Genomic DNA, 19589 nt, shown 5'->3' with positions numbered 1-19589 from the left:
GCCCGTGGCTATCGTGCCCGATGTTGTGCCGCAGCAGGACGAGCCCCACGTGGTGGTACGCCGTGCCCCGGCGTTTGACGATGACCGGGAGCTGGCGCCATTCAGCAACCGCTGCATCCTGGTGATCGAGGATGAACCCAACTTTGCGCGGATTCTCTTCGACCTGGCTCATGAACTGGGTTACAGCTGCCTGGTGGCAGCCGCCGCCGATGAAGGCTTCGAGCTGGCGGCACGCTACGTCCCCGACGCCATTCTGCTGGACATGCGCCTGCCGGACCATTCCGGCCTGACCGTGCTGCAGCGGCTCAAGGAGCAGGCCGGCACCCGGCACATCCCCGTGCACATCATTTCGGTCGAGGACCGGGTCGAAGCGGCCCTGCACATGGGCGCGGTCGGCTATGCGGTCAAGCCCACCAGCCGTGAGGAACTCAAGGCGGTCTTCGCGCGCCTGGAAGCCAAGCTGACCCAGAAGCTCAAGCACATTCTGCTGGTTGAAGATGACGACCTGCAGCGCGAAAGCATTGCCCGCCTGATCGGCGATGATGATATCGAGATCACCGCCGTCGGCCTGGCGCAGGAAGCGCTCGACCTGCTGCGCGAGAACATTTACGACTGCATGATCATCGACATGAAATTGCCGGACATGCTCGGCAACGAGTTGCTCAAGCGCATGTCGAACGAGGACATCCGTGCCTTCCCGCCGGTAATTGTCTATACCGGGCGCAACCTGACGCGCGACGAGGAGGCCGAACTGCTCAAGTACTCGCGGTCGATCATCATCAAGGGCGCCCGTTCGCCGGAGCGCCTGCTTGATGAAGTAACGTTGTTTTTGCACAAAGTCGAATCGACGCTGTCCCATGAACGGCAGCGCATGCTCAAGACCGCGCGCAGCCGCGACAAGGTGTTCGAAGGGCGCAAATTGTTGCTGGTGGACGACGATGTGCGAAACATCTTCGCCCTCACCAGTGCCCTTGAGCACAAGGGCGCGGTGGTCGAGATTGCCCGCAACGGCCATGAGGCGATCGAGCGTCTGGAGCAGCATGCCGATATCGATCTGGTGCTGATGGACGTGATGATGCCGCAGATGGATGGCTATGAGGCGACGCGACTGATCCGCACCCAGGCGCGCTGGCGCAAATTGCCGATCATCGCCGTGACTGCCAAGGCCATGAAGGATGACCAGCAACGCTGCCTGCAGGCCGGGGCGAATGACTACCTCGCCAAACCGATTGACCTGGACCGCCTGTTTTCGCTGATCCGTGTCTGGCTGCCACAACTGGAGCGAATTTGACTATCGACCGTAACACCGACATTGAAATACGGCTGTTGATCGAGGCGATCTACCTCAAGTACAGCTACGATTTTCGCGATTACTCCGGTGCTTCGATCAAGCGCCGGATTCAGCATGCGCTGCGTCAGTTCGACTGCAAGACGATTTCGGCGCTGCAGGAGCGGGTGTTGCACGACCCCGGCATGTTCCTGCAGTTGTTGCAGTTCCTGACCATTCCGGTCAGCGAGATGTTTCGCGACCCGGAGCACTTTCTTGCGCTGCGCCAGGAAGTGGTGCCGCTGCTGCGCACCTGGCCTTCGCTGAAGGTCTGGATTGCGGGCTGCAGCACTGGCGAGGAGGTCTATTCGATGGCCATCCTGCTGCGCGAAGAGGGCCTGCTGGAGCGTACGATCATCTATGCCACCGACATCAACCCCAGTTCACTGGAGAAGGCCAAGCAGGGCATCTACTCGATGCAGAACATGCGTGCCTATGAAGAGAACTACCGCAAGGCCGGTGGTCAGCGGGACTTCGGCGAGTACTACACCTGTGCCTACGGCAACGCCATTATCGACGGCAGCCTGCGCGACAACGTGACCTTCGCCGACCATAGCCTGGCCACCGACAGCGTGTTTTCCGAAACGCAGTTGATTTCCTGTCGCAATGTGCTGATCTATTTCAACAAAACCCTGCAGGATCGGGCCATCGGGCTGTTTCACGAGTCATTGTGTCACCGCGGCTTTCTGGTGCTGGGCAGCAAGGAAACCCTGGATTTCTCCGTGCATGCCGAGCAGTTCGAAGCGTTGGTCAAGCCAGAACGGATTTACCGCAAGTCATGAACGGCATCGAGGCAATTGTCCTGGGGGCTTCGGCCGGTGGCGTCAAGGCGCTGCTGGGGTTGTTTCATGCCTTGCCAGTGGACTTCCGGACCCCGCTGGTGTGTGTGCTGCACTTGCCCGATGACCGCCACAGCCAGTTGGCCGAGGTGTTCAGCCGCAGGCTCGGCCGCCCGGTATGCGAGGCGCAGGACAAACAGCCCATCGCCCCGGGGATGATCTATTTTGCCGGCCCCGGTTATCACTTGTCGGTAGAAACGGACCGCAGCTTTTCCCTTAGCCAGGAGGAGCAGGTGTTTTTCTCCCGGCCGTCAATCGACATTCTTTTTGAGTCCGCCGCCGATGCCTACGGGCCGGCGCTGCTTGGGGTGCTGCTGACAGGTGCCAACGAAGACGGTGCCAGGGGGCTTGCACGCATCAAGCAACTGGGCGGCCAGACCATCGTCCAGGACCCACACGATGCGCAGGTTGCCATCATGCCCAATGCCGCGCTGGCCCTGCACCGACCTGATTATCTTTTGCCGCTGAGCGGCATCGAGCTATTGCTCGCCAAGCTGGAGCTCCCTGCATGCTAAGCCAAATCCTGGCCAAACTGCTGATCGTCGACGACCTGCCGGAAAACCTGCTGGCACTGGAGGCGCTGGTCAAGGGCAGTGACCGTGAGGTGTACCAGGCCCAGTCGGCAGATCAGGCGCTGTCGTTGTTGCTCGAACATGAGTTTGCCCTGGCCATTCTCGATGTGCAGATGCCGGGCATGAACGGCTTTGAACTGGCCGAGCTGATGCGTGGTACCGAGAAGACCAAGAACATCCCCATCGTGTTTGTCAGCGCCGCCGGGCGTGAAATGAACTACGCCTTCAAAGGCTATGAGAGTGGCGCCGTCGATTTTCTGCACAAGCCGCTCGACAACCATGCAGTGAAAAGCAAGGTTGCAGTGTTTGTCGACCTGTTCCGGCAGCGCAAAGCACTGGGCGAACAACTGGAGGCCCTGGAGCGTAGCCGCGCCGAGCAGGAGAAATTGCTCAGCCAGTTGCAGGTCACGCGGGGAGAACTGGAACATGCGGTGCGCATGCGTGATGACTTCATGTCGATTGTGTCGCATGAAGTGCGTACACCACTGAATGGCCTGATCCTGGAGACCCAGTTGCGCAAGCTGCACCTGGCCCGCGACAACGCCGATGCCTTTACCCTGGACAAGATGCGCGCCATGGTCGAGCGCGACGAGCGCCAGATCAACAGCCTGATCCGCCTGATCGAGGACATCCTCGATGTGTCGCGGATTCGCACCGGCAAGCTGTCGATCCGGCCCAGCCAGTTCGACCTGACGCAACTGGTTGCCGGCTTGATCGAGAACCTCGCTGCCCAGGCGGCGGCTGCCGAGACGTCCATCGAAATCGTTGACCAGGTGCCTTTGATCGGTGTCTGGGACGCCTTCAGGATCGAACAGGTGGTGGCGAATCTGCTGACCAATGCCTTGCGCTATGGGGGCAAGCGCCCGGTCCGGGTTCGCACCTTCGAGCAGCAGCGACAGGCCTGCATCGAAGTGCGCGATCAGGGGATCGGCATCAGCGAGCAGAACCAGCAACGCATCTTTCAACAGTTTGAGCGGGTGGACGCGAACCAGGGCAATGTCGGGTTGGGGTTGGGGTTGTATATCTCCGAGCAGATCGTGCTGGCCCATGGCGGCCGGATTGATGTGCAGAGTGCCGAAGGCCAGGGCGCGGCATTTACTGTACGTTTGCCGCTGGAGGGCGTTGGAGCTTAGACGTTTTTACCCGCAACTGAGGATAAATCCCGCCCGCTTTGCTGCCGTTGGCTGATGTTCAGCACGGCGCACAAACGTTTCGATGGCGCATGACTGACTGCCTCAGGGAGTAGGCACATGCGTGACATCGAAGGAAAGCAAGGCCCCGTCGTCAACACGGAAGTTGATGGCAAGCGCAACGTTACCCTGCGTATCGGTGTGTTTTTTGATGGCACCGGCAACAACCGACTCAACAGCCTCAATGATGGGACGGCCTTGAGCAACGTCGCCAGGCTGTATGAACTGTATCGGCATCAGGCATCAACGCCTCTGGCGAGCGGGCAAACCAGTGTCAGCCTGAGCATCTATATCGATGGCATAGGCACCGTTGCCGGTGCGTCAGACTCGCTTCTGAGCAAAGTGACCGGAAGGTATGGGGCGGGCGTCCTGGCGCGCGCGCAACAGGCTCCGGTAGCGATCATCGAAGCGATCGGCCACTGGTGCCAGATGAATCCGGCCGCCGCTATTCAGAAAATCGAACTGGATATCTTCGGCTTCAGCCGTGGTGCGGCAGCCGCGCGGCACTTTGCCAATGATATCGACAAGGGCGCAGCCAGCCGGTTGGCTAAGCGCTGGCCGGCGCACGCGAGCCGGCAACTACATGGCCTGGACTGGTCGTCGTGCCTGGCTATCAACTTCATTGGACTGTTTGACACTGTGGCGGCGATCGTTTCCGTGCTGGAGGGCAACTTCAGCCCTGCGAATGTCGACTACGGCGACCTGGAGCTGGGCTTGCGGCCAGCGATTGCGAGAAAAATCGTGCACCTGGTGGCCCGCGACGAGCACCGCAAGAACTTTCCGCTGACCCAGGCCTTCGAAGATATCGTCGTGCCGGGCGCTCACGCCGATGTGGGTGGCGGCTACTCGCCGCAGGTCCACGAACAACTGTTGCTCAGCCGTCCGGTCAGCAGTGTCGAGGCGCGCACCCTCAGTAATGAAGAGGCCCGCTCACACCGGGAGGTGCTGGCGCAGTACGCGCGCAACCAGGCGTACTGGCAGCTGTTCAAGGTGAAGGTTGAGGTGCGCACTGAGTCTACGGACCTGCCCTTTGTGCCCTCGCACGGTAGTGTCGCGAAAAAGCAGGTGCTGTCGTATATCCGCGGGGAGCGCACGGTAGCGGGCGATCTGTCCCTGGTGTACCTGCGCATCATGCATACCCTGGCAGCTAACCACGGGGTGCCTTTCATCGCGCTCGATGAACAGCGCTTCGCCGTGCCTTCAGCGCTGCAGGCCATTGCCTCCAAGCTCACGGCCTATGCAACGGGCGAACAGCCAGATGCCGGGCTCGATGCCGAAGAAGAGGCATTACTCTTTGAACGGTACATTCATTTGTCCAGCGACTGGAGTGTCGCCGGTGCCGTGAGGGAGGGGGTTACCGCGCTCTATGTCAACCGACCGCATGAGAGCGGCCAGCGCAGCGTTTTTCCCAACCCCTGACAGGGCTGCGATCACGCTGAGCCGGTTTACACCATCGAATTCAGGCTTTCACCGCGCAAGGTGCGCTCGATTCCGCCCAGCACCATGCTTTCCATCAAGGCCAGGCCCTGAGCCTGTGGCAGTTGCGACGCCTGCAACCAGCTTGGCAGGCTGTTGAGCAGGTTGGCAATTACATGGGCAGTGGCTGCCAGCGCCGGGCCGCGCAGGGTCGCCTTGGGGGCGATCACGCGCAGCAGGGCGGCCTCATACTGCTGACGCAGCTGGCCGATACGGGCTTGCTGATCAGGGCTCAGGCAGCACTGGTCGCGTTCTGCCAGGCGAAACTGCAACGGGCGCTCGGCATGCAGCGCCCAATGCGCGCTGATCACCTCGGCCAGGGTCTGCTGATGGCCACGACGGCCCTGGTTGAGGGCCGCCAGCAGCTCTTCGTACAACTCTTCGATCAGGTCGTACAGCCAGTCCTGCTTGCTCGGGAAATGGTGGTACAACGCCCCTGCAGACAGGCCCAGATGGCTGGCCAGCTCTCGCATGCTGACCTGGCCAAAACCCTTCTCGGCGAAGAGCGCCATGGCTTTGTCACGCCGCTCTTCGAAGTTCGCACAGCGCAAAGCGGCGTCCATCGGCATGCTCCTCAGTAGGTGTGGAAGCCGCGACCACTCTTGCGCCCCAGGTAGCCGGCGGCAACCATTTCCTTGAGCAGAGGGGCAGGGCGGTATTTGCTGTCGTTGTAGCCGTCGTGGAAGGCTTCCATGATGGCCAGCAGGGTGTCCAGGCCAATCAGGTCAGCCAGCGCCAGCGGGCCGATCGGCTGGTTGCAGCCAAGGCGCATGCCGGTGTCGATATCTTCGGCACTGGCCAGGCCTTCCTGCAGTACGAACACTGCTTCGTTGATCATCGGCACCAGGATGCGGTTGACCACAAAGCCTGGACGGTTGCCTGCGGTGATTGGCGTCTTGCCGACCTGTTCGGTCAGTGCCAGGGCCTTGGCATAGGTGGCATCGCTGGTTTGCAGGCCGCGAATGATCTCGACCAGGGCCATCATCGGCACCGGGTTGAAGAAGTGCACACCGATAAAGCGCTCAGGCTGGCTGACTGCCGCGCCCAGCGCGGTGATCGACAACGACGAAGTGTTGGTGGCAATCACGCACGTCGCGCTGACGTTGGCTGCAATCTGCTGAAGGATCCGCAGCTTGAGCTCAAGGTTCTCGGTGGCCGCCTCGATCACCAGTTCTGCCGATTGCAGCTGGGCATAGTCGGTGCTGGTGCGGATGCGCGCCACTGCCGCTTCGGCGTCGGTGGCGGCCAGGGTCTGCTTGCTGACCTGGCGATCAAGGTTTTTGCGCAAGGTGGCAACGCCACGCTCGAGGGCGGCGTCGGACACGTCAATCAGGGTGACCTGGTAACCGGCCACCGCACAGACCTGGGCAATACCGTTGCCCATGGTCCCTGCGCCGATTACCGCAATGTTCTGAATACTCACCGTCGTTCTCCTGGATCAGACGCGTTCGAAGACGACGGCAATACCCTGGCCGCCACCGATGCACATGGTGGCCAGCGCGTAGCGGCCCTCGATGCGTTGCAGTTCGTGGATTGCCTTGGTGGCGATGATCGCGCCGGTGGCACCGACCGGGTGGCCCAGGGAAATGCCGGAACCGTTAGGGTTGACCTTTTCCGGGTCGAAACCCAGCTCGCCGGATACGGCGCAGGCTTGTGCGGCAAAGGCTTCGTTGGACTCGATAACGTCCAGGTCGGCGACTTGCAGGCCGGCTTTTTCCAGCACTTTGCGCGTGGCCGGAACCGGGCCCAGGCCCATCAGCTCGGGTTCAACGCCCGCGTGAGCGTAAGCCACCAGTCGGGCCAGGGGCTTGAGGCCGTGGCGTTTGACGAAGTCACCGGTGGCCAGTACCAGGGCGCCAGCGCCGTCGTTCAGGCCACTGGCGTTGCCGGCGGTTACGGTGCCGTCTTTCTTGAACGCGGGTTTCATGCCGGCCAGCTGTTCGGCGGTCACGTTGCCACGCACGTGCTCGTCGACGTCAAAGCGTACAGTGCCTTTGCGGCTCGGGATTTCGATAGGCACGATCTGGCTGTCGAAACGGCCTTCGGCAATTGCCCGCGCGGCGCGTTGCTGGCTGACCAGCGCCAGTTCGTCCTGCATTTCGCGGGTGATGCCATTGCGTGCGGCAACGTTCTCGGCAGTGATGCCCATGTGGAAGCCTTCGAAGGGGTCATGCAGCACGCCCAGCATGTAGTCGACCCCTTTGAGGTCGCCCATGCGCGCACCCCAACGTGCCTGAGGCAGCAGGTAAGGGCCACGGCTCATGGACTCGGCACCGGCGGCGATGACCGCCTCGGCTTCACCCAGCAGCAGGCTTTGTGCTGCCGAGACAATGGCCTGCAGGCCTGAACCGCAGAGGCGGTTGACGTTGAAGGCCGGGGTTTCCTTGGGAATACCGGCATTCATTGCCGCGACCCGCGCCAGGTAGGCATCGCGTGCCTCGGTTGGAATGACTGTGCCCATGACCACATGGCCGATCTGTTCAGGTGCCACGCCGGCGCGCTCGATGGCGGCGCGGGTTACGCTGCTGGCCAGGTCTGCCAGGGGCAGGTCCTTGAGGGCGCCACCAAAACTGCCGATGGCCGAGCGAACTGCGCTGACTACGTAGATTTCCGGGGTGTTCATGATCGACTCCATTGTGCGAAAGCATGGCGGGGCGGTGGCAGGCTCTGAGAGAATGCACGCCACGCCAGGTTCAGGTTGCCATCGAGTCTAGGCAAAGCCTTTCACCGGGCCTATGCCATAACTGCTCACTGAAGCTGGTATTTTTTGCCATACCCTTGCGGAATCCGCCATGCGGGAAAACGATACAGTCGCGGTCTATTTCGTCCATTCCATGTTGCATGCCCTGCGCGATCAGCCGCAGCGGGCTTCGGCCTTGCTGTGCGAGGCGGGCATTGATCCGGCTGTACTCGACACCCCGGGTGTCCGGGTGCCCGCGAGCGCGTTTGCCCGGCTATGGCTGATGCTTATTCAGAACCTGGATGATGAATTCTTCAACCTCGACAGCCATGGCATGCCCATCGGCAGTTTTGCCCTGATCTGCCGCGGCCTGATTCAGGAGCCGAACCTGGGCAAGGCGCTGCGCCAGTGCCTGAGTAATTTCGCCCTGTTTTTGCGTGATATACGTGCCACCCTGACGGTCAAAGGGGCGAGGGTGGTGGTCAGCGTGAAGTCGCGCATCGACGATCCACTGACCCGGGTTTATGCCGAAGAAACTTTCCTGGCGCTGGTCATCAGCCTGTTGTGCTGGCTGGGTGGCCAGCGCCTGGTGATCGACCGCATGGCCTTGACGGACCTGCGTGCGCGCCAGGATGACGACCCGTTGTTGTGGGGCCCCAACCTGCAGTTGGGTGTGGGCATCACCGAAATCGAGTTTGCCGCCGATTACCTGCAGTTGCCGGTCATTCAGGACCTGGCCGGGCTCAAGACGTTTTTGCGCAGTGCGCCGCAATGGCTGGTGATTCGCTACCGCAATCAGAATGGCCAGGTGGCCCAGGTGTACCGCTACTTGCGTGAGCGCGAGCAGGGCCAGTGGCCAACGCTGGTGGCCATGGCCGAGCGCCAGGGCTTGACCCCCAGCAGTTTTCGCCGGCAGCTGGAGCGCGAAGGTCGCTCGTACCAGCAGATCAAGGACGAGGTGCGCCGCGCCACCGCCTTCGAGTGCCTGCGCGAAACCGACATGAGCATTGCCGAAATTGCCGAGCGCACCGGGTTCCAGGAACCCAGTGCGTTTCACCGTGCCTTCAAGAAGTGGACCGGCGAAAGTCCGGGCGGCTATCGCTTACGCCTGGCTAGCCGGTGATAGCAGGGTCTCCAGCAGATGGCGCAAATGATCGGTGCCGGCCGGGTTCAGGGCAAATACCGGGCGGCGCGGCTCGCCGACAGGCAAGCCGCGCAGTGCCAGCCCGGCCTTGACGGTGGCCGGCAGGCCCGCTTTGAGGATGTAGTCCAGCAACGGCAATTGGCGGTAGAACACCGCCTTGGCGGTCCTCAGGTCGTTGGCGAGCACGGCTTGGTAAAGCGACTGATTCAGTTCGGGAATCAAGTTGGCCGCCGCCGTGCACCAGCCACTGGCGCCGGCGATGAACGCTTCCAGGGCCAGGGGGTTGCAGCCGTTGTAGAACGGCACCTGGCCTTCACCGAGTAATTGCAGCTTGTGCATGCGCTGAATGTCGCCTGTGCTCTCCTTGACCATGGTGACATTGGCCACCTCGCGCACGATACGCAGGATCAGTTCCACCGACATGTCCGTGCCACTGGTGGCCGGGTTGTTGTAGAGCATGATCGGCACATCGATGCTGGCGCCGATGGCCCGGTAGTGTTCGAGAATTTCTGCTTCGCTGAGCTTCCAGTAGGCGGCCGGCAAGACCATGACGGCGTCGGCACCGTGGGCCTGGGCGAATCGCGCGCGGCGGATCGCGCCCGCCGTGGTCAGGTCGGAGACACTGACAAGGGTCGGGACTCTGCCGGCAATGTGCGCCAGGCTGAATTCAGCGACCTGTTCCCACTCGTGATCACTCAGGTAGGCGCCTTCGCCGGTGCTGCCCAGCGGTGCGATGGCCTGCACGCCATCGGCGATCAGTTGATCGATTGACCGGCCCAGGGCCGGCAGGTCAAGGTGCTGGCCGTCGTTGCTGAACGGGGTGATGGTGTAGCCGATGATGCCGTGAAATTTCGTGGTCATGAAGCGTACTCCGCAAGTAAGGCAAAAGGGTGAACAATCAGTTCAGGCAGTCGGCATGCACCCGCAGGCACTGGCGCGCATAGTAGTTGAAGGCGGCGCTGTGGCGTTTCGGCCGGGCGATCCAGTCATGGGCTTCACGGCCCAGTGCCGGCTCGATCGGTTTCACCGTACCGGCGGCCATGGCCAGCAACTGCAACTTGGCCGCACGCTCGATCAACTGGGCGATGACACAGGCTTCCTCGATGCTTGCCCCGGTCGACAGCTGGCCGTGGTGCGAGAGCAGGATGGCGCGCTTGTCGCCCAGCGCAGCGCTGATGATTTCACCCTCTTCGTTGCCGACCGGTACGCCCGGCCAGGCTTCCAGAAACGCGCAGTCTTCGTACAGCGGGCAGAGGTCCATGTGCGAAACCTGCAGCGGTACCTCGAGCATTGACAGCGCGGCGACATGGGTAGGGTGGGTATGGATGATGCAGTTGACGTCCGGGCGCGCCCGGTATACCCAGCTGTGGAAGCGGTTGGCCGGGTTGGGCATGCCCTGGCCTTCGAGTACCTCCAGGTCTTCGTTGACCAGCAACAGGTTGCTGGCGGTGATTTCATCGAACCCCAGCCCCAGTTGCTGGGTATAGAACGTGCCAGGCTTTGGTCCGCGGGTGCTGATCTGGCCGGCCAGGCCGGAATCGTGCCCGTTGTCGAACAGAATTCGGCAGGTCAGGGCCAGCTTTTCCCGTGCAGTCCACGTATTATCGGCAAGCGAGCCTTGCATTTGTGTAAGGGCCTGCTTGATCAGGTGGTCCTTGGGCAGTGCCAGTGTCTTGGCCATAGGGATATCCTCAATGGTGAGAAGAAGTGTCAGGCTCGTCCGCCCCGGTTACTTGGAAGGTGCGGGGGCGGTCATTTGCATGACACAAAAAAGACTATATGACACAAAGTGTCATTAGCAAGGAAAAACTCGCCCGTTGCACTGGGAAAATTGCATCGCATGTCTATTCGTTTGAAATTGCTGAGAAAAAAGCTGGGGATCACCCTGGAGGTACTGGCCGAAAAATCCGGTATGACCAAGAGTTATCTCTCCAAGGTTGAGCGTGGTCTCAACACACCTTCCATTGCCGCTGCCTTGAAGCTGGCCCGGGCATTGAGTGTCAATGTCGAAGAACTGTTTGCCGAGGATGCACCCGGCCAGTCGCGTTTCAGCCTGGTACGCAGCGGTGAACGCCAGGCGCTTTCCGGGAGCGCCCAGGGGCCGGGTTATGCGGTGTTGGCCAACCATATAGGCAGCCGCAGCCTGTTGCCGTTCATCATCAGGCCGCCGCACGACTTCAGCGACTCGACCTTCAAGGAGCACTTGGGCGAGGAATTTCTGTTTGTCCACGAAGGGCAGGTGGAGGTGGATTTCATGAACGAACGCGTGATCCTCGAGCGCGGGGATGCGCTGTATTTCAATGCACAGACACCCCATCGCCTGCGTTCGCTGGGCGAACAGCAGGCACAGTTGCTGGTCGTGGTGCACGACGCCGAGGGCTGATGGCGATGGTCAGTCATTCGCGTTTCTGGCGTGACCCGGCGCTGCCGTTCGTTGAGGCGCGCGGCGTCGAGGACGGGCGCAAAATAAGGTATGCGCCGCATTCCCATGCGAGTTTTTCCATCGGTGCAATCACCGCAGGCAGCAGCACTTATGTGAGTGGCAACCGCCATCAACAGGTGTCGGCGGGCACCGTGGTGCTGATGAACCCGGGCGTGGTGCACACCTGCAACCCGATCAATGGCCAGCCATGGTCCTACCTCATGCTGTATATCGACCTGCCCTGGTTACAGGCACTGGGGTTCCAGCCGTTCGATGCCCTGAGCAGCGACTCGCAACCGCTGTATCAGCGCCTGTGCCAGCTGTACGCAGTGCTGCTGGATGATCGGCTCGGCAGCGCCTGCAAAGACGCGGCGCTGCGGGTCTTTTTCAGTGAACTGATCCAGCAGGTCCCATCCCGCATGCCGGGCAGCGGGCGGGTCAGCCCGCCTTTGCTGGCTGCGGCGGCCTTCATCCGCGAGCACTGTACCGAACCGTTGCGCCTGGAAGACATCGGCAAGGCGGTCGGGTTGTCGACTTCTTACCTGATCCGCGCGTTCAAGCGCACGTTCGGCTTGACGCCGCATGGTTACTTGCTGGATCAACGTGTGCAGTACGCCCGCGCCCGGCTACGCGAGGGTGCGCTGATCGCCGAAGTCGCCCTGGAAGCCGGGTTCGCCGATCAGGCCCACCTGCAGCGCGCATTCAAGCAGCACCTGGCGGCAACGCCGGGCCACTACCGGTCAGCCCAGTAGCAGGTACAGTGCACTGGCGACCAGCAGCGCTGCCAGTGTGCGGTTGAACCAGCGCACGCGTCGCGGGTTGCCCAGGTATTGGCTGATGACGCTGCCGGCCCAGGCCCAGCTGGCGATGGACAGGTAGCAAATGACGAAGTAGATCCCGGTGAATTGCCAGAGCAGAGCGGTTTCACCTTCGCCTACGTAGGCGCCGATGCCCGCCACGCAGGCAAGCCAGGCCTTGGGGTTGAGCCACTGCAGGGTGGCACCGGCGAGCATCGACGGTGCCGCCGGGGTACTGCTGCTGGTCAGTTCACCGTGGTCGCTGGCCAGTTTCCAGGCCATGTACAGCAAGAACAGCACGCCGCCGCCGTGCAGCACCTGGGTCAAGCCGGGCCAGTGGCGCAGCAGTTCGTGCAAACCCAGGCCAACCAGAACCAGCAACAGGCTGAACCCGAGGGTAGCGCCGGTGACGTGCCTGAGGCTGGCGCGCAACCCGTGACGGGCACCGCTGCCCAGGGCGACGATGTTGACGGGGCCGGGGGAGATTGATGCCGCGAGCGCGAAGGCGGCCATGGAAAGCGTCAGACTCATGGGGTTTCATCCAGGTTAGGTGTACGCCGAGTCTGATGGCCGAGCCTGTACAGGTATTGAAGAAAATTACCCTGGTTCGCCGCGACCGCGTGCGCAGCGCTGGCATTGGCCGAGTTGATACAGAATTTGAAATAGTTTCCCGCTGTCAGAAATCCCTGCTGCAATTGTAGGATCACCTCCCCAATTGATATTAGGTTGATATGACTTCGTTCTCGGAGCCTCCCAGTACCCGGCCGTCCCGGCCATTCTCCAGTCCTCGTGACAACTCCCCCCTGTTCGTCCAGAACGCTCTGATTGCCCAAAGGAGTGCCTGTGCATGGAATGGCTAGCCGACCCCACGGCCTGGCTGGGCCTTGCCACGCTGATTGTTCTGGAGCTGGTGCTGGGTATCGACAACCTGGTCTTTATTGCCATTCTTGCCGACAAATTGCCGCCGCATCAGCGTGACCGTGCGCGGGTGATCGGTTTGTCTCTGGCGTTGATCATGCGCCTGGGCCTGCTGGCCAGTATTTCCTGGATGGTGACCCTGACCGCACCGCTGGTCGAGGTGTTCGGCAAGAGTTTCTCCGGCCGTGACCTGATCATGCTCTTTGGTGGTGTGTTCCTGCTGTTCAAGGCCACGATGGAGTTGCACGAACGCCTGGAGGGCCATGTCACCCAGGCGGGTGGCACCACGCGCCATGCCGCGTTCTGGCCTATCGTGGCGCAGATCGTGGTGCTCGATGCGGTGTTCTCGCTGGACGCGGTTATCACCGCGGTAGGCATGGTTGAGCACCTGTCGGTGATGATGATCGCGGTGATCTTCTCGATCGGCATCATGATCGTTGCCAGCAAACCGTTGACACGCTTCGTCAATAGCCACCCGACGGTGATCATGCTGTGCCTGGGCTTCTTGATGATGATCGGCTTCAGCCTGACCGCCGAAGGCCTGGGTTTCCATATCCCCAAAGGGTATCTGTATGCGGCGATCGGTTTCTCTATTCTGGTCGAACTGTTCAACCAGGTGGCCCGCGCCCGACGCAAGCGCAGCCTGCAGCAACACCGTCCGTTGCGTGAGCGCACGGCCCATGCGGTGTTGCGCCTGTTGGGTGGTCGCCGTATCGAGGCTGACGAGGTAGGCGAGGAAATTGCCGACCTAGTGGAGGGCGGTGAGGAGCATGTGCTGTTCGACCGTCGTGAACGGGTGATGATCAGCGGCGTCTTGAACCTGGCCGAACGGCCGATCAAGACCCTGATGACGGTGCGGGCCAAGGTCGATGCCATCGACCTGGCGCAATCGGCCGAAGACGTGCGCAAGGCGTTGATGCATTCGTCTTACTCGCGGTTGCCGCTGATTCGCAACGGCCGTATCGAAGAGCCGCTGGGTTTCGTGCACAAGAAAGAGCTGCTCAAGGAACTGCTGGCCGGCAACGAGCCAGACCTTGAAAGCCTGGTGCGTGCGCCGCTGAACCTGCTGGAAAGCTTCAGCATCCTCAATGCCCTTGAGCAGATGCGCAGCCAGTCGACCCACATCGCTTTTGTGGTCAACGAGTTCGGTGATTTCACCGGCGTGCTGACCATGACCGACATCCTTGAGTCGATAGCCGGCGAGCTGCCCGATGCCAGCGAAGTCGAGGGGCCGGGGATCGTCGAAGTCGAGGATGGCTTTGTCGTCAGCGGTGCGCTGAACCTGAGCCAGATTCAGGCACGTACCGGCTTCGCGGCGAAACCGACCGAGGATTACCAGACCCTGGCGGGCCTGGTGATGAGCCTGCTCGATCGTTTGCCGGTCGTCGGCGACAGTCTGCAATGGAACGACTGGCAGATGACGGTGGTGGCGGTGGAAGAGCGTCGGGTCCGCGAGGTTCGCCTCAAACCGATCGACGCTGCTGTCGCAACAGGTGCTTGAAGCCTTCAAGGATCAGCACCAGCACCGCCAGCCAGATCGGCAGGTAGGTCAGCCACTGGTCGGGACCGATGGTCTCGCCCAGTAGCAGCGCCACGCCTACCAGCAGCACGGGCTCAACATAGCTGAGCAGGCCGAACAGGCTGAAGGCCAGCAGGCGGCTTGCCAGTACGTAGCAGATCAGCGCCAGGGCGCTGATCACCCCTAGTAAAGGAATCAAACCATACAAGGCCGGGTGCTCGACCAGGTCCTGGGTGCTCAACGGCCCCTGGACCACGAAGTACAGGGCCGTTGGCATCAGCAGGCACATATCGGCCCAGAGCCCGCCAAGGTGATCGGTACGGCACTTGCGCCGGAGGATGAAATACAGCGGATAGCCACACGCGACCAGCAGGGTTTCCCAGGCGAAGCTGCCATGCTGATAGAGTTCGTGGCCAACGCCGGTCGCTGCACAGGCGACGGCCACTTTCTGCAGGTGTGACAGGCGCTCGCCGTAAACCACGCGTCCGGTAAGGACCATGGTCAGCGGCAACAGGAAATACCCCAGCGACACCTCAAGGCTGCGCCCGTGCAACGGCGCCCAGAGAAACAGCCAGAGTTGCACCCCCATCAGGGACGAGGTGCCAAACAGACCCAACAGCAGGATCGGCGTTCGTCGAATGCGCCCGAGCAGGCCGGTGATCAGCGGCCAGTCCTTGCTCAGCAGCATGAACAGGGTCAGGCAAGGGAGGGTCAGGAGGGTACGCCAGCCAAATATTTCTTCACCGTCCAGCGGGGTCAACAGTGAGGTATAGAAGTACATGACGGCGAACAAGCACGACGCCATGACCGATGAAACGATGCCTTTTGACACGAGGGCCTCTGCAGCAGGAAAGAGAAGGGTGCACCGCTAACGATGAGCCAGAACCCGGCTGTCAGTGGTTGGCCACCTGCACCAGGTCTTGCGCTTTCAGGGCCTGGATGAATGCCTCGGCCGACATCGGTCGGGCAAACAGATAACCTTGCTGGAAGTCGACGTTGTGGCGGTTCAGGTAGTCACGTTGCGCTTCATTTTCCACCCCTTCGGCAACAATCCCCAGGCCCAGTTTGCTCGACAGCTCGATAATGCTGTCGAGAATGTGCAAGGACAGCGCATCACCGCCAATCATCGAGACAAAGCTCTGGTCAATCTTGAGGTAGTCGACCTGGAACTGGCGCAGGTACGCCAGGCTCGATTGCCCAGTACCGAAATCGTCCAGGGCGATCATCACACCCAGCTCATGCAGGCCGGCAAACAGCGCATGGGTGGCTTCGGTTGCGTTGATGAGCTTGCGTTCGGTCAACTCCAGGGTCAGTAACACGCGTCCTTCGGGAAAGGCGGCGAGGAAGGTGCGGCAATCATCCAGCAAGGCCATGTCCTGGCAATGATCGGCGGTGATGTTGAAGGCAACGTGAAAGTTATCGTCCATGAGGTCGGCATGAGGTGCCAGGACCTCGGCAGTACGGGCGATCAACTGACGTGTCATCGGTACGATCTGGCCGCTGTGTTCGGCATAGGGGATGAACAGATCGGGACTGACCAGCCCTTCCCGGGGATGTTGCCAGCGCATCAGGACTTCGACGCCGGACCAGCGGTAGTCGCCTTGGCGCACCACCGGCTGGAAGTAGGGGATGAATTCGCCGGCCTCGAGGGCGCGCTGTAATTCGACCCGCGGCGAACTGGCTCGACGCAGTTGCCAGTAGCAGGTGACGGCGGCCATGGCGCCCAGCACGACCATCAGGGCGAACAGCACCGGGTACTCGCTGCGCATCAGCTTGCCCACTTTGCCTTGCTCGTATCCGCCTTGAATGGTGAAGGGGTAATAGCTCGACGTGACGCTGGTGGCGGCCAGTTCCGCAGGCGGCGGCGTCCCTGTACGGACCTTGCCGTCCTGTGACATCCAGTGCGGCCCCACTTGCAGCGACAGATGATCATCTTCATCGAGCAGGTGCAGGGCGTCGATCAGGTGATCGCCGTCCACGGTACTGATGGCGCCACGATCACCTTCGGTGATCCGGTAGACCAACAAGGGATGCCCGGGGGTAACCGAGTTGCCATCCATCAACCACAGCACGCCCTTGAAATAGTCATGACCATTTACCGGCTCGCTGTACGGGCCGAATAGCGAACTGCAGTACAGCTCCCCGCGGTACTCAAGGTTGGTTGAGCGGACAAAGGCGCGGCGGGTGACCTGCTCGCGCAGGGCCAGTTTTTCGTCCTCGCAGGGTTGCCCGGCAAGCGGCAGCAGCACTCTGGCGGCGCGCGAGGCATTGTCGAGGATGCGTTCGATCTGGCTTGCCACCCGCTGTGCGCTGGCTTCGCTACGGCTTTGCAATTCACGTGTTGCTTGCAGGTGCATGACCAGCAGTCCACAGGCAATCGGCAGGGCGCCCACCAGCCAGGGCAGGATCGAGCGCCAGCGGTGCAGCGGGCGGTGTTTTACCGAAAAGGGCATGAGGACTAACCTGAATAGAGCAGCTGAGCAGAGAATAGCCGTACGTCGGATTTGTGCCTGCACTAAACGTGCGACAAATTTGATTACGCACTGTAGAATCGCCTTACGCATACAATAATAAGGTTCCACGCCACTGTGGAATCAACCCGCCGGGAATGGGTCCATATGAAGTGTCATGGGTTCAAGCTGATCTACGGAGACTTCCTCGCACGCAGTGTGAGGGGCATTTCCTGCGCGCCGCCATTCGCTCGCCATCGATAGCAAGTAGTTTCCGTTTTTAGCGCATTGATGATGAGGTAACGAGCATGGCCGACATTTTTGAAAACCCGATGGGCCTGATGGGCTTTGAATTCATCGAATTCGCGTCCCCGACGCCGGGTGCGCTGGAGCCGATCTTCCAGATCATGGGCTTCACCAAGGTGGCTACCCACCGTTCCAAAGATGTGCACCTGTACCGCCAGGGTGGCATCAACCTGATCCTGAACAACGAACCGAAAAGCATTGCTTCGTACTTTGCCGCCGAGCACGGGCCGTCCGTCTGCGGTATGGCGTTCCGTGTGCGCAATGCCCACGAGGCTTATGCGCGCGCCCTGGAGCTGGGTGCGCAGCCGGTAGAGATCGAAACCGGTCCGATGGAGCTGCGCTTGCCGGCCATCAAGGGTATCGGTGGCGCGCCACTGTACCTGATCGACCGTTTCGAGGAAGGCAGTTCGATCTATGACATCGACTTCAACTTTATCGAAGGTGTTGATCGCCACCCCGTTGGCGCGGGCCTGAAGGTCATCGACCACCTGACCCACAACGTGTACCGCGGGCGCATGGCGTATTGGGCGGCGTTCTACGAGAAGCTGTTCAACTTCCGTGAGATTCGCTACTTCGACATCAAGGGTGAATACACCGGCCTGACCTCCAAGGCCATGACCGCACCCGACGGCATGATCCGTATTCCGTTGAACGAAGAGTCGTCCAAGGGCGCCGGGCAGATCGAAGAGTTCCTGATGCAGTTCAACGGCGAGGGCATCCAGCACGTCGCCTTCCTGTGTGACGACCTGCTCAAGAGCTGGGACGCGTTGAAGAAGATGGGTATGCGCTTCATGACCGCGCCGCCAGACACCTACTACGAAATGCTCGAGGGCCGACTGCCAGGCCATGGCGAGCCGGTAAATGAATTGCAGGCACGGGGCATTCTGCTTGACGGCTCTTCGCAGCCTGACGACAAACGCCTGTTGCTGCAGATCTTCTCTGAAACCCTGATGGGCCCGGTGTTCTTCGAGTTCATCCAGCGTAAGGGCGATGATGGCTTTGGCGAGGGCAACTTCAAGGCGCTGTTCGAGTCCATCGAGCGTGACCAGGTGCGTCGCGGCGTACTGAACGTCGAGTAACCCGTTCGCGGTAAATCAAAAGGCCATTGAGCACCCACTCAATGGCCTTTTTTGGTTGTGCACTCAGTGTTACTCAGTGGAACGACTCCGGCTTCTGCGGAACAGCCCCCAGTACCCAGCAGCCGAGGTCATGATGCCCACCAGCAGCAGTGACGGTAGGGTCCGGTGCATGGCCTGGCGGATGACACTCCACGACTCACCGGCGGCGTAGCCGGCATGGACGGTATAGCCAAAGCGTTCGGAGTCGAGCTTCAGGGTGTTTTCTTCCTGGTTGGGCAACTGCATCCAGTCACCATGACCTGTAGCCCATACATACCGTTCACCAAACTGCAGGGTCAGTACCACCGCGTTCTGAAACCCGAGCAACTCATCCTGCAGGATCTTGAGGTTAGCCACCGCAATTGCGCCATGAGGCGCGGATTGCAGACGATACAACAAGATCGCCGACCCCGGAGTCGCCGGGCTGCCGGGGTCCACGCGCAGTCGGCCGTTGATGAAATCACCCTGGCCGAAGGTAATATCAGTTGCACCATACAACGTGCTGCAAAAAATGTTTCCTTGCTGCTCCAGCGCCAGGCTGCGGACGTTGGGCTGTTTGACTACTTCATGGCGCAGTTCGGGCAACACCTCTTCGCAGGGCCTGCCAGCCAGCCAGAGCGCGTGACTGGTGGTTTCATGCAAGGATTGGATAGTCCTGTCGATGCTGTAGATCGCTTCCCGAGAGGTGACCTCGATCGTCTCTTGCTGTTTGCGATCAACCTGAAAGGACAGTACAAGCAAGCCACAAACGACCGGTGCCAAGCCGATCAGCAGGGTAACCATAAATTCGATCAGGCTACGTCCGGCGTGGGTGTTTGGAACCATGGTGAC

18 protein-coding genes and 1 pseudogene are annotated in these 19589 nt (G+C 61.0%); 10 read left to right on the top strand and 9 right to left on the bottom strand.

Features of this window, described 5'->3' with window-relative positions:
• Positions 1 to 52: 52 nt before the first annotated feature.
• From DM813_RS29080 to DM813_RS23315, 5 genes and pseudogenes are all read left to right on the top strand, one after another.
• Positions 53 to 1291, top strand: a pseudogene (locus DM813_RS29080) (response regulator); the annotation flags it as partial.
• Positions 1288 to 2109, top strand: coding sequence for a CheR family methyltransferase (locus DM813_RS23330; protein ID WP_128325758.1), 822 nt, complete (start codon positions 1288 to 1290; stop codon positions 2107 to 2109). The pseudogene DM813_RS29080 and the gene DM813_RS23330, both read left to right, overlap by 4 nt.
• Positions 2106 to 2681 carry a chemotaxis protein CheB gene (locus tag DM813_RS23325; RefSeq protein WP_128325757.1) on the top strand — a complete coding sequence of 192 codons (576 nt, stop codon included), beginning with the start codon at positions 2106 to 2108 and terminating at the stop codon, positions 2679 to 2681. Before DM813_RS23330 ends, DM813_RS23325 begins: the two co-directional genes overlap by 4 nt.
• Entirely contained in the window at positions 2675 to 3871 is a 1197-nt protein-coding gene (locus DM813_RS23320) for a hybrid sensor histidine kinase/response regulator (RefSeq protein ID WP_128325756.1), read from the top strand. The genes DM813_RS23325 and DM813_RS23320 overlap by 7 nt, the downstream gene beginning before the upstream one ends.
• A 117-nt stretch (positions 3872 to 3988) precedes the next feature.
• The gene (locus DM813_RS23315) at positions 3989 to 5347 is read left to right on the top strand and encodes a T6SS phospholipase effector Tle1-like catalytic domain-containing protein (protein WP_128325755.1); all 1359 of its coding nucleotides are present in this window, start codon (positions 3989 to 3991) and stop codon (positions 5345 to 5347) included.
• Between the two features lie 26 nt (positions 5348 to 5373).
• Here the strand turns inward: DM813_RS23315 and DM813_RS23310 are convergent, their stop codons facing one another.
• Genes DM813_RS23310 through DM813_RS23300 form a run of 3 tightly spaced genes read right to left on the bottom strand, consistent with a single transcriptional unit; the run spans position 5374 to position 8027 of the window.
• Positions 5374 to 5973 (bottom strand): TetR/AcrR family transcriptional regulator, encoded by a 600-nt coding sequence (locus DM813_RS23310; protein ID WP_164897285.1) that lies wholly within the window; start codon positions 5971 to 5973, stop codon positions 5374 to 5376.
• Between the two features lie 5 nt (positions 5974 to 5978).
• Positions 5979 to 6827, bottom strand: a complete 849-nt coding sequence (locus tag DM813_RS23305; protein WP_128325753.1) for a 3-hydroxybutyryl-CoA dehydrogenase — start codon at positions 6825 to 6827, stop codon at positions 5979 to 5981.
• Positions 6828 to 6842: 15 nt separating this feature from the next.
• Positions 6843 to 8027, bottom strand: coding sequence for an acetyl-CoA C-acyltransferase family protein (locus DM813_RS23300; protein ID WP_128325752.1), 1185 nt, complete (start codon positions 8025 to 8027; stop codon positions 6843 to 6845).
• A gap of 169 nt (positions 8028 to 8196) precedes the next feature.
• On the opposite strand from DM813_RS23300, the gene DM813_RS23295 reads away from it, so the two are divergent.
• Positions 8197 to 9207 carry an AraC family transcriptional regulator gene (locus DM813_RS23295; RefSeq protein ID WP_128325751.1) on the top strand — a complete coding sequence of 337 codons (1011 nt, stop codon included), beginning with the start codon at positions 8197 to 8199 and terminating at the stop codon, positions 9205 to 9207.
• On the opposite strand, the gene DM813_RS23290 is transcribed toward DM813_RS23295, so the two are convergent.
• Positions 9187 to 10089, bottom strand: a complete 903-nt coding sequence (locus tag DM813_RS23290; protein WP_128325750.1) for a dihydrodipicolinate synthase family protein — start codon at positions 10087 to 10089, stop codon at positions 9187 to 9189. The two genes, DM813_RS23295 and DM813_RS23290, sit on opposite strands and share 21 nt — an antisense overlap.
• A gap of 37 nt (positions 10090 to 10126) precedes the next feature.
• The gene (locus DM813_RS23285; RefSeq protein WP_128325749.1) at positions 10127 to 10909 is read right to left on the bottom strand and encodes an aldolase; all 783 of its coding nucleotides are present in this window, start codon (positions 10907 to 10909) and stop codon (positions 10127 to 10129) included.
• A gap of 159 nt (positions 10910 to 11068) precedes the next feature.
• Between DM813_RS23285 and DM813_RS23280 the strand changes: the two genes are divergently transcribed.
• Together DM813_RS23280 and DM813_RS23275 are read left to right on the top strand one after the other, a co-directional pair.
• Positions 11069 to 11611 carry a helix-turn-helix domain-containing protein gene (locus DM813_RS23280; protein WP_128325748.1) on the top strand — a complete coding sequence of 181 codons (543 nt, stop codon included), beginning with the start codon at positions 11069 to 11071 and terminating at the stop codon, positions 11609 to 11611.
• 5 nt (positions 11612 to 11616) lie between these two features.
• A complete protein-coding gene (locus DM813_RS23275; RefSeq protein WP_128325821.1) occupies positions 11617 to 12402 on the top strand; it encodes an AraC family transcriptional regulator in 786 nt (261 codons plus the stop codon).
• On the opposite strand, the gene DM813_RS23270 is transcribed toward DM813_RS23275, so the two are convergent.
• Positions 12391 to 12978: a LysE family translocator gene (locus DM813_RS23270; protein ID WP_128325747.1), complete on the bottom strand. Its 588-nt coding sequence runs from the start codon at positions 12976 to 12978 to the stop codon at positions 12391 to 12393. The two genes, DM813_RS23275 and DM813_RS23270, sit on opposite strands and share 12 nt — an antisense overlap.
• A 316-nt stretch (positions 12979 to 13294) precedes the next feature.
• Between DM813_RS23270 and DM813_RS23265 the strand changes: the two genes are divergently transcribed.
• Positions 13295 to 14866, top strand: a complete 1572-nt coding sequence (locus tag DM813_RS23265) for a TerC family protein (protein ID WP_128325746.1) — start codon at positions 13295 to 13297, stop codon at positions 14864 to 14866.
• On the opposite strand, the gene rarD is transcribed toward DM813_RS23265, so the two are convergent.
• Together rarD and DM813_RS23255 are read right to left on the bottom strand one after the other, a co-directional pair.
• Complete coding sequence (rarD, locus tag DM813_RS23260; RefSeq protein ID WP_128325745.1) at positions 14829 to 15716, bottom strand: EamA family transporter RarD; 888 nt, start codon at positions 15714 to 15716, stop codon at positions 14829 to 14831. The two genes, DM813_RS23265 and rarD, sit on opposite strands and share 38 nt — an antisense overlap.
• Positions 15717 to 15777: 61 nt before the next feature.
• Positions 15778 to 17337, bottom strand: a complete 1560-nt coding sequence (locus DM813_RS23255; protein ID WP_128325744.1) for an EAL domain-containing protein — start codon at positions 17335 to 17337, stop codon at positions 15778 to 15780.
• A 305-nt stretch (positions 17338 to 17642) separates the two neighbouring features.
• Here DM813_RS23255 and hppD point away from each other — a divergent pair, with 305 nt between their 5' ends.
• Entirely contained in the window at positions 17643 to 18719 is a 1077-nt protein-coding gene (gene hppD, locus DM813_RS23250) for a 4-hydroxyphenylpyruvate dioxygenase (protein ID WP_128325743.1), read from the top strand.
• Between the two features lie 69 nt (positions 18720 to 18788).
• Here hppD and DM813_RS23245 read toward each other — a convergent pair whose 3' ends face one another.
• Positions 18789 to 19541, bottom strand: a complete 753-nt coding sequence (locus tag DM813_RS23245) for a CSS-motif domain-containing protein (protein WP_164897284.1) — start codon at positions 19539 to 19541, stop codon at positions 18789 to 18791.
• Positions 19542 to 19589: the final 48 nt, after the last annotated feature.

The sequence above is a fragment of the Pseudomonas alkylphenolica genome (genome assembly GCF_004025535.1).
Lineage (GTDB): Bacteria > Pseudomonadota > Gammaproteobacteria > Pseudomonadales > Pseudomonadaceae > Aquipseudomonas > Aquipseudomonas alkylphenolica_A.
This window is presented reverse-complemented; position numbering and strand designations above follow the sequence as displayed.

Excerpts from the sequence above, each read along its gene's own strand:
- DM813_RS23270 (WP_128325747.1), bottom strand. The coding sequence starts at position 12,978 with ATGAGTCTGACGCTTTCCATGGCCGCCTTCGCGCTCGCGGCATCAATC.
- DM813_RS23315 (WP_128325755.1), top strand. The coding sequence starts at position 3,989 with ATGCGTGACATCGAAGGAAAGCAAGGCCCCGTCGTCAACACGGAAGTT.
- DM813_RS23245 (WP_164897284.1), bottom strand. The coding sequence starts at position 19,541 with ATGGTTACCCTGCTGATCGGCTTGGCACCGGTCGTTTGTGGCTTGCTT.
- DM813_RS23300 (WP_128325752.1), bottom strand. The coding sequence starts at position 8,027 with ATGAACACCCCGGAAATCTACGTAGTCAGCGCAGTTCGCTCGGCCATC.
- DM813_RS23275 (WP_128325821.1), top strand. The coding sequence starts at position 11,617 with ATGGTCAGTCATTCGCGTTTCTGGCGTGACCCGGCGCTGCCGTTCGTT.
- DM813_RS23320 (WP_128325756.1), top strand. The coding sequence starts at position 2,675 with ATGCTAAGCCAAATCCTGGCCAAACTGCTGATCGTCGACGACCTGCCG.
- DM813_RS23255 (WP_128325744.1), bottom strand. The coding sequence starts at position 17,337 with ATGCCCTTTTCGGTAAAACACCGCCCGCTGCACCGCTGGCGCTCGATC.
- DM813_RS23285 (WP_128325749.1), bottom strand. The coding sequence starts at position 10,909 with ATGGCCAAGACACTGGCACTGCCCAAGGACCACCTGATCAAGCAGGCC.
- hppD (WP_128325743.1), top strand. The coding sequence starts at position 17,643 with ATGGCCGACATTTTTGAAAACCCGATGGGCCTGATGGGCTTTGAATTC.
- DM813_RS23280 (WP_128325748.1), top strand. The coding sequence starts at position 11,069 with ATGTCTATTCGTTTGAAATTGCTGAGAAAAAAGCTGGGGATCACCCTG.
- DM813_RS23310 (WP_164897285.1), bottom strand. The coding sequence starts at position 5,973 with ATGCCGATGGACGCCGCTTTGCGCTGTGCGAACTTCGAAGAGCGGCGT.
- DM813_RS23290 (WP_128325750.1), bottom strand. The coding sequence starts at position 10,089 with ATGACCACGAAATTTCACGGCATCATCGGCTACACCATCACCCCGTTC.
- DM813_RS23265 (WP_128325746.1), top strand. The coding sequence starts at position 13,295 with ATGGAATGGCTAGCCGACCCCACGGCCTGGCTGGGCCTTGCCACGCTG.
- DM813_RS23295 (WP_128325751.1), top strand. The coding sequence starts at position 8,197 with ATGCGGGAAAACGATACAGTCGCGGTCTATTTCGTCCATTCCATGTTG.
- DM813_RS23325 (WP_128325757.1), top strand. The coding sequence starts at position 2,106 with ATGAACGGCATCGAGGCAATTGTCCTGGGGGCTTCGGCCGGTGGCGTC.